Raw genomic sequence first — 7,590 nt, forward strand, 5'->3', positions numbered from 1 at the left:
CAAGGAGACGGGCGTGACGGTCGACGACGTGGCCAAGCGCCTGATCGACTACGGCTTACACGCGCCGACGATGTCGTTCCCGGTGGCCGGGACGCTGATGATCGAGCCGACCGAGAGCGAAAATCTGGCCGAACTCGACCGATTCTGCGATGCGATGATTGCGATCCGCGCGGAAATCGACCGGGTGGGTGCGGGGGAGTGGCCGAAGGACGACAACCCGCTGGCCGGGGCCCCGCACACCGCGACCCAGCTCGCCGGTGCGTGGCCCCACCCGTACAGCCGGGAGGAGGCGGTGTTCCCGGGCGGCGCGGGCCGCGAGGACAAGTACTGGCCGCCGGTGCGGCGCATCGACGGCGCCTTCGGCGACCGCAATCTGGTGTGTTCCTGCCCGCCGGTGGACGCCTACGAGGACTGAGCAGGCACGGCCGGCGCCCGTCCCGGGCCGTCCCCTTCCGGGGGCCGGCCCGGCGGGCACCGGCCGCGCGGGCGGTCAGCCGGCCGGTGCCGCGATCCGCAGCCGGCCGGCGAGCAGCGGCAGCAGGGCGTCCACCCGGACCGGATGATCGGCTGTGATCCCCGGCGGCGCCGGAGCGAGCGGTACCAGGATGTCCTCCGGCCGGGGCGCCCCCTCGGCCGGATCGGCCGCCGGATCGGTGTGCAGCCACAACGTCAGCATGTACAGCTCGGGAATGGACAGCAGGCGGGGCTGATAGCTGCCGGTAAGTGCTTCGGCGCGCCGCACGGCCCGCTCGGTGGAGGCGATATAGGGCCCTTCGCCGAAATGGGAGAATGCCCAGCCGTCGGCCGTGAGCATGGTTTCCGCCGTGCCGACGGCACGGCCGCCGCTCTCCAGCAGAAAACGCCAACCGGTGAGCCGGGAGGTGGCCGGCACGGCGGGATCGAGGACCGGGGTCAGCCGGTGGACGGGCAGGGGAAGTACGGGGCGCAGGGTTCCCCGATTCAGATAGAGCGGGTGCGGGGAAGGCACCGTCGTGGACTGCAGCGCGGCACTCACACTGCGCTCGGCGGCAGCGGGGGCCGGTGGGATGTTCAGGGGCATGTCGGGTCGCCTCTCGCTTCGGAGTAGGTCGCCTCTTCCAGGGGACATGGCGCTTGAGAATGTTATACGCCGCATGTTCTCGGAATGTTTCCGCTAGCCCACCGGAAAAGTTTCGGCAAGGGGGATTCCGGCCGCCTCGTATGTGAACTATCCCTCTGGGATATGCCCATGTGTGGGCCGCGCCACCCACCGGCCGGTGTTATCACCCGATCGTCGTGGGCATGATCGGTGCACCGACGGACGAGGAGGTGTGCCGCATGGGAGCGAAGCTGGCGGCCGACCGGTTCGATCTTGCTGACCGGGAACTTTTCCGGGCCAGACTGCACGCGTGCGGGGAGAGTCTGCGCCGGATGCTCGCCGAACGGCGCTTCGACGGACCACGGGAGTCCATCGGGCTGGAGGTCGAACTCAGCCTCGCCGACCGGGACGGCGCCCCGCGCATGGTCAATGACGCGGTGCTCGCCCGCATGGCCACCCGGGACTTCCAGACCGAACTGGGTCAGTTCACCCTCGAATTCAATATGACACCGCGCACCCTGGCCGGCCGGGTGCTGGACGACATCGCCGAGGAACTGCGGATCGCTTTCGGTTATGCCGACGCGGTGGCCGGAGAATTCGACGCCAACATCGTGATGATAGGAGTTCTGCCCACTGTCACAGGAGACGAGCTGGCTCCCACCAGCCTCTCCCAGGTCGACCGCTATATGATGCTGAACGACCAGATACTCGCCGCACGCGGCGAAAGCATCAAGGTCGAACTCGCCGGGGCGGAAACACTGGAACGATCCTTCGACTCCATCGCCCCGGAATCCATCTGCACCTCCGTGCAATTCCATCTCCAGGTCACCCAGGACCGTTTCGCCGACACCTGGAACGCCGCCCAGTGCGTCACCGCCGCACAGATAGCGGTGGGCGCCAATTCCCCGTTCGTCTTCGGCACCCAGCTGTGGCAGGAGACCCGGCCGCCCTTCTTCCTCCAGGCCACCGACAGCCGCCCGCCGGAGCTGGCCGCACAGGGCGTACGCCCGCGCACCTGGTTCGGCGAGCGCTGGATCGACTCCGTCACCGACCTGTTCGAGGAGAACCTGCGCTACTTCCCCGCGCTGCTGCCGCTGTGCGACGAGGAGGACCCGCTCGCCGTCCTCGCCGCCGGCGGCATCCCGAAACTGCCCGAACTCGGCCTGCACAACGGCACCGTCTACCGCTGGAACCGCCCGGTCTACGCGGTCGCCGACGGCGTCCCCCATCTGCGCGTGGAGAACCGGGTGCTGCCCACCGGGCCCACCGCCACCGACACCGTCGCCAACGCCGCCTTCTACTACGGCCTGGTGCGCGCCCTCGCCGACCAGGAGCGCCCGGTCTGGCACCGGCTGCCGTTCGCCGCCGCCGAGGAGAACTTCCACACCGCCTGCCGCCAGGGCATCGACGCCGAACTGACCTGGCCCGACCCCGGAGGCGACGGGCTCCTCACCCTGCCCGCCCCCCGGCTGATCGAGGAGATCCTGCTGCCGCTGGCCGCGACCGGCCTCGACGCGTACGGCATCCCCGCCGCCGACCGCGACCACTACCTCTCGGTCATCGCCGAACGATGCCGCCGCCGGATCACCGGAGCCGACTGGCAGACTCTGATCTACCACCAGGAGGTGGCGAACGGAGCCGACCGCCGCACGGCCCTGTCCCGGCTCGTGAACCGCTACTGCGAACTGGCGCGCACCGACGCGCCCGTGCACAGCTGGCCCACCGGGATCTGACGCCCGGCCGCGCCCCGCTCCGCCGCCCCGGTGGCACGGCGTTGGCGCGGCGAACGGAGCGAAGGTGCGGCTGTTGAACCCGGAGAACCCGCTGTGGGCGGGCGGCGAGCGGGTACCGGCCCTGCCCGGCGCGGACGACCGCCGCACCCTGGGCCGCGAACTGCTGCTGGTGCTGGCCCTCTCACTCGGCGCCAGCGGCGTCGCGGCGGTGATCCGCTTCGCCGGCGCGCTCACCCGCCCCGGCGGCCTCGCCGACCAGGCCGCCACCCTCAACGGATCCCGCGCCCCCGGCCGCCCCTGGCTCGACCTGGTCTGGCAGGTGTTCGCGATCAGCACCGCCCTGGTCCCGGTGCTGCTGGTGGCCCATCTGCTGCTGCGCGAGCCGGGCCCCGGCTCCCCGGGAATGCGCGTCATCGGCTTCGACCTGCGCCGGCCGCGGTTCGACCTCGCCCGGGGCGCTGTCGTGGCGGCCGGCATCGGCGGCAGCGGCATCCTCCTCTACCTCGGCGCCCACGCCGCCGGCGCCAACCTCACCGTGGTGCCCGAATCACTGCCCGAGGTGTGGTGGAAGTTCCCCGTCCTGATCGCCTCCGCGCTCCAGAACTCCATCGTGGAGGAGGTGATCGTCGTCGGCTATCTGCTGCGCCGCCTGGACCAGCTGGGCTGGAGCGCACCGGCCGCCCTGCTCACCTCCTCGCTGCTGCGCGGCTCGTACCACCTCTACCAGGGCATCGGCGGGTTCATCGGCAATGTCGCGATGGGCGTCATCTTCGTGTGGCTCTACCGGCGGTGGGGGCGGGTGATGCCGCTGGTGGTCGCGCACGCCCTGATCGACATCGTCGCCTTCATCGGGTACGCCCTGCTGGCGGGTCACGTGGACTGGCTGCCCACCGCCTGATCCGGGCCCGCCAGCAGTTCGCCCTCGATCACCGTGACGGCGGTGCCCGACAGCAGCGTCCGGTCGCCCCGCACCTCCACCGCGACCGTGCCGCCGCGCGCCGAGATCTGCCGGCCGGTCAGCCGGCCGCGGCCGGTCCGCTCCGCCCAGAACGGGCCGAGCGCGGTGTGCGCGCTGCCGGTCACCGGGTCCTCTGCGATGCCCACGCCGGGGAAGAAGCAGCGGGAGACGAAGTCGTACCCGCTGTCCCGGGCGGCGGCCGGCGCGGTCACGATGATCTTCTCGCTCGGATCGGGCCGCGGGTCGAGCCCGGCCACCGTGGCCTCGTCGGCCAGTTCCACCAGCAGATCGCCCAGCCCCGGCCCGGTGTCGTACACCCCCAGGGGCTCGGCGCCCAGCCGGCCGGCCAGACCGGGGGGCGGGGCGACGGGCGAGAGCGGGGCGGCCGGGAAGTCCAGGGTGATGACGCCGCCCGCGCCCTGCTCGGTGGTGACCACCCCGGAGCGGGTGGCGAACCGCACCCGGCCCGCCGCAGTGCCCGTCGTGTACAGCACATGCGCGGTGGCCAGGGTGGCGTGCCCGCACAGGTCGACCTCGGTGGCCGGCGTCAGCCAGCGCAGCGCGAAGTCGGCGTCGTCCCGGCCGGTCAGGGGCACGGCGAACGCCGTCTCGGAGAGATTGACCTCGGCGGCCACCCGCCGCAGCCACTCCTCGGCGGGCCAGCTCTCCAGCAGCACCACCCCGGCCGGGTTGCCGGCGAACGGGCGGTCGGTGAACGCGTCGACGATGCGGATCCTCATGCGCCGAGCCTAGGAAGGGACGGCGCGGCCCGGCCACGGCCAATCCGCGGGCGGTGGACCGCAGCCGCACCGGCCCGCGTTCAGGCCGCGGGACCGGGACCGTTCCCGGGCCCGGGCCGCCGGTAGGCGCTCGGCGGGCGGCCGAGCACCGACCGGAACGCGACGGTGAACGCGGCGGGGTTCTCGTATCCCAGGTCCGCCGCCACCCGGGTCACCGGCGCCCCCGAGGCGAGCCGCCGCACGGCGTGCAGCACACAGGCGCGCTGCCGCCAGCGGGCGAAGCCCAGGCCCGTCTCCCGGTGGAAGCGGCGGGCGAGCGTGCGCTCGCTCACCCCGAGGGCGGCCGCCCAGCGGGCCGGCGGGTCGTGCACACCGGGCCGCAGGAGGTACGCGTCGCACAGCCGGCGCAGCGCGGGGTCGGTGGGCAGCGGCAGATCCAGCGGCAGCGGGGCGAGCGTGCGCAACTCGTGCAGCAGCAGGGCGGTCAGCGCCGCGTCCCGGCCGTGCGCGGGAGGGTCGGGGTCCAGGTCCACGGCCGCCAGCAGCAACTCCCGCAGCAGCGCGGACACGTCCACGGCCCGGCAGCGCACGGGGAACCACGGAACGGCGGCCGGCTCGATGTACAGGCTCCGGGTGCTGACGCCCGTCATGACCACGCTGTGCCCGGTGCGCGGCGGGATGAGGACGGCGCGATCGGTGGGGACGGTCCAGCTGCCGTCGGCGGTCTCCACCCGCATCACGCCGGTCGCCGCGTACAGGACCTGGGCGCGGCGGTGTTCGTGCGGGGGCAGGACGTGGTCGTACGGGTAGTCCGTGCCGATGGCGAGGACGGCGCTCGGGTGGCGGTCGACCTCGGCGAGGGGGACGTTGCGCATGGCAGGAGGGTAACCGGCGGCTGTCGGCTGCGCGTAAGAAACTGGCGGGCTGTCGATTGCCCGCCAGGACGGCCGCTCCATAGCGTTCTCCGGGTGTCCGACTCCTTCCTCCCTCTGCTCGCCCTCGGCGTCGCGTGCGGTGCGACCACCGTGCTCTTCGGCTTCGGCGGCGGCTTCGTGATCGTCCCCGCCGTCGTGGTGCTCGGCGCTGAGGGGGATGATCCGATGCATGTCGCGGTCGCCACCTCGGCCGCCGTGATACTGGTGAACGCCTCCGTCGCGGCCCTCACCCAGTGGCGGCGGGGCCGGCTGCGCCGCGCGTACCTGTGGCCGCTGGCCGGGTTCGTCGCGCTGGGCGCGGCGACCGGCTCGCTGGCCGCGAACGCGCTGGACGGGGCCGTGCTGCACGGTCTCTTCCTGGGCTATCTGCTGATGACGATCCTCGACAGCCTGCTGCGCGCGGGCTTTCTCGTCCGCCCCGAGGACAGCAGGCCCCGGCCGCTGAGCCGGGGCGCGGTGACGCTCGGCGGCACCGGTATCGGCGTGGTGGCGGCCGGTCTGGGGGTGGGCGGCAGCGTGCTGACGGTGCCGCTGCTGCGGCGCCGGGGGCTGCCGATGGCGGAGGCGACGGCGATGGCCAACCCGCTGAGCGTCCCGGTGGCGGCGGTGGCCACCACCGTCTACGCGCTGGCGCCCACGGCGGCGGCGGCCGGCGGGCGGCTCGGTCATGTCGACCTGCCGGCCGCCGCCGCGCTGCTGGCGGGCTCGCTGCCCACCATCGCCGTGGTGGGGCGGGTCGCCGGGCGGGTCCCGGACCGGGTGCACGCCGCCGCCCATGTCGGCCTGCTGGTGCTGGTCCTGGTGGTGACCGCCGTCGTCGGACCCTGAGCGGGCCGGGTGCCGGGTGCCGGGTCAGGCGCCGGGGCGGGCGGTGAGGTAGGCCGGGACGGGGGTGCCGGGCGCCAGGTCCGCGGCGGGCTCGGGAGCGCCGTACCGGACGCCCACCGGCACCACCCCGCTCCAGTAGGGGAGTTCCAGGTCGCCGGGGTCGTCGTTGGGGCCGCCGGTACGGGTCTTGGCGGACACCTCGGTGAGGTCGATCGCCAGGACGGCGGTGGCGGCGCCCTCCTTGCGGTCGGCCGGGCGGCAGTCGGCGGACCGGCCGGGCACGGCCTGGTCGACGATGGCGTCGAGCGCGGCGGCCTTCTCCCGCGCGTCGGTGACCGGCCGGGCGGTGCCGTGCACCACCACCGAGCGGTAGTTGACGGAGTGGTGGAAGGCGGAGCGGGCCAGGACCAGCCCGTCGACGTGGGTGACGGTCACACAGACCGGCAGCCCGTCCGCTGTCCCCCCGGCGGCGCGCACCGGGGCGGAGCCGGTGGAGCCGTGGACGTACAGGCGTTCGCCGACCCGGGCGTACAGCGTCGGCAGCACGACCGGGGCGCCCTCGCGCACGAAACCCAGATGGCACAGATAGCCCTCGTCCAGGATGCGGTGCACCAGGTCCCGGTCCCAGGAGGCCCGTTGCGGTGCCCGGGTCGGGGTGGTGCGCGCGGTCCGGGGGTAGGGGAGGTCGGCCGGCATGGCAGCTCCTTGCGTCCAGTTTTGCCATAGTGCATAATGTGGTTTGTGCTAGGAGATTATCGCATCACGGGTCGGGGCGCCGCCGATATCGCCGCCAGCGTCGAACACGGCATCGGCACCGGAGCCCTGCCGCCCGGCCACCTCCTCCCGCCCCAGCGGGAACTGGCCACCACCCTCGGCGTCAACCCCAACACCGTCGCCGCCGCCTACCGCACCCTGCGCGACCGCGGGCTGATCGAGACCGCGGGCCGGCGCGGCAGCCGCGTCCGCCACCGCCCGGCCAGCACCTCGCGGGACGACACCATCCGCGTCGAGGTGCCCCCCGGCGCCCGCGACATCTCCGACGGCAACCCGGACCCCGCCCTGCTGCCCCCGCTCGGCCCCGCCCTGGCCACCGCCGCCGCCCGCTTCGCCGACGCCCCCGCGCTCTACGGCGCCCCGCCCGTCAGCGAACGGCTGGCCGCCGTCAGCCGTACCGGACTCGCCGCCGACGGCGTCCCCGAGGCGCCGCTGACCGTCACCTCCGGCTCGCTGGACGCCGTCGAGCGCGTGCTCGCCGCCCATCTGCGCCCCGGCGACGCCGGCGCGGTCGAGGACCCGGGCTGGGGCAGCCTGCTCGTCC

8 protein-coding genes and 1 pseudogene are annotated in these 7,590 nt (G+C 73.6%); 5 read left to right on the forward strand and 4 right to left on the reverse strand.

All coding sequences use genetic code 11. From position 1 onward, the window contains the following. Positions 1 to 415: pseudogene (locus ACFV5N_RS21830) on the forward strand (glycine dehydrogenase (aminomethyl-transferring)); the annotation flags it as partial. 75 nt (positions 416 to 490) lie between these two features. Here the strand turns inward: ACFV5N_RS21830 and ACFV5N_RS21835 are convergent. Next, positions 491 to 1,060, reverse strand: coding sequence for a hypothetical protein (locus ACFV5N_RS21835; protein ID WP_385602394.1), 570 nt, complete (start codon positions 1,058 to 1,060; stop codon positions 491 to 493). 257 nt (positions 1,061 to 1,317) lie between these two features. Between ACFV5N_RS21835 and ACFV5N_RS21840 the strand changes: the two genes are divergently transcribed. Further along, the gene (locus ACFV5N_RS21840) at positions 1,318 to 2,811 is read left to right on the forward strand and encodes a glutamate--cysteine ligase (RefSeq protein ID WP_385602412.1); all 1,494 of its coding nucleotides are present in this window, start codon (positions 1,318 to 1,320) and stop codon (positions 2,809 to 2,811) included. Positions 2,812 to 2,902: 91 nt separating this feature from the next. Then, positions 2,903 to 3,709, forward strand: a complete 807-nt coding sequence (locus ACFV5N_RS21845; protein ID WP_385602415.1) for a CPBP family intramembrane glutamic endopeptidase — start codon at positions 2,903 to 2,905, stop codon at positions 3,707 to 3,709. Here ACFV5N_RS21845 and ACFV5N_RS21850 read toward each other — a convergent pair. Both ACFV5N_RS21850 and ACFV5N_RS21855 read right to left on the reverse strand, forming a co-directional pair. Beyond that, on the reverse strand, positions 3,682 to 4,509 hold the full coding sequence (locus ACFV5N_RS21850) for a PhzF family phenazine biosynthesis protein (RefSeq protein ID WP_385602397.1): 828 nt from the start codon (positions 4,507 to 4,509) through the stop codon (positions 3,682 to 3,684). The genes ACFV5N_RS21845 and ACFV5N_RS21850 overlap by 28 nt on opposite strands. A gap of 80 nt (positions 4,510 to 4,589) precedes the next feature. Next, the gene (locus ACFV5N_RS21855) at positions 4,590 to 5,384 is read right to left on the reverse strand and encodes an AraC family transcriptional regulator (protein WP_385602400.1); all 795 of its coding nucleotides are present in this window, start codon (positions 5,382 to 5,384) and stop codon (positions 4,590 to 4,592) included. A gap of 93 nt (positions 5,385 to 5,477) precedes the next feature. On the opposite strand from ACFV5N_RS21855, the gene ACFV5N_RS21860 reads away from it, so the two are divergent. After that, a complete protein-coding gene (locus tag ACFV5N_RS21860; RefSeq protein ID WP_385602403.1) occupies positions 5,478 to 6,272 on the forward strand; it encodes a sulfite exporter TauE/SafE family protein in 795 nt (264 codons plus the stop codon). A gap of 24 nt (positions 6,273 to 6,296) precedes the next feature. Here ACFV5N_RS21860 and ACFV5N_RS21865 read toward each other — a convergent pair whose 3' ends face one another. Then, on the reverse strand, positions 6,297 to 6,968 hold the full coding sequence (locus ACFV5N_RS21865) for a pyridoxamine 5'-phosphate oxidase family protein (protein WP_385602406.1): 672 nt from the start codon (positions 6,966 to 6,968) through the stop codon (positions 6,297 to 6,299). A gap of 45 nt (positions 6,969 to 7,013) precedes the next feature. On the opposite strand from ACFV5N_RS21865, the gene ACFV5N_RS21870 reads away from it, so the two are divergent. Beyond that, positions 7,014 to 7,590 (forward strand): GntR family transcriptional regulator (locus ACFV5N_RS21870; RefSeq protein WP_385602409.1); only part of this gene is annotated, 577 nt, incomplete at its 3' end.

The organism is Streptomyces sp. NPDC059853 (assembly GCF_042731495.1).
Classification (GTDB): Bacteria; Actinomycetota; Actinomycetes; order Streptomycetales; family Streptomycetaceae; genus Streptomyces.

Coding starts and splice junctions, on each gene's coding strand:
- ACFV5N_RS21865 (WP_385602406.1), bottom strand. CDS start 6,968: ATGCCGGCCGACCTCCCCTACCCCCGGACCGCGCGCACCACCCCGACC.
- ACFV5N_RS21840 (WP_385602412.1), top strand. CDS start 1,318: ATGGGAGCGAAGCTGGCGGCCGACCGGTTCGATCTTGCTGACCGGGAA.
- ACFV5N_RS21855 (WP_385602400.1), bottom strand. CDS start 5,384: ATGCGCAACGTCCCCCTCGCCGAGGTCGACCGCCACCCGAGCGCCGTC.
- ACFV5N_RS21850 (WP_385602397.1), bottom strand. CDS start 4,509: ATGAGGATCCGCATCGTCGACGCGTTCACCGACCGCCCGTTCGCCGGC.
- ACFV5N_RS21835 (WP_385602394.1), bottom strand. CDS start 1,060: ATGCCCCTGAACATCCCACCGGCCCCCGCTGCCGCCGAGCGCAGTGTG.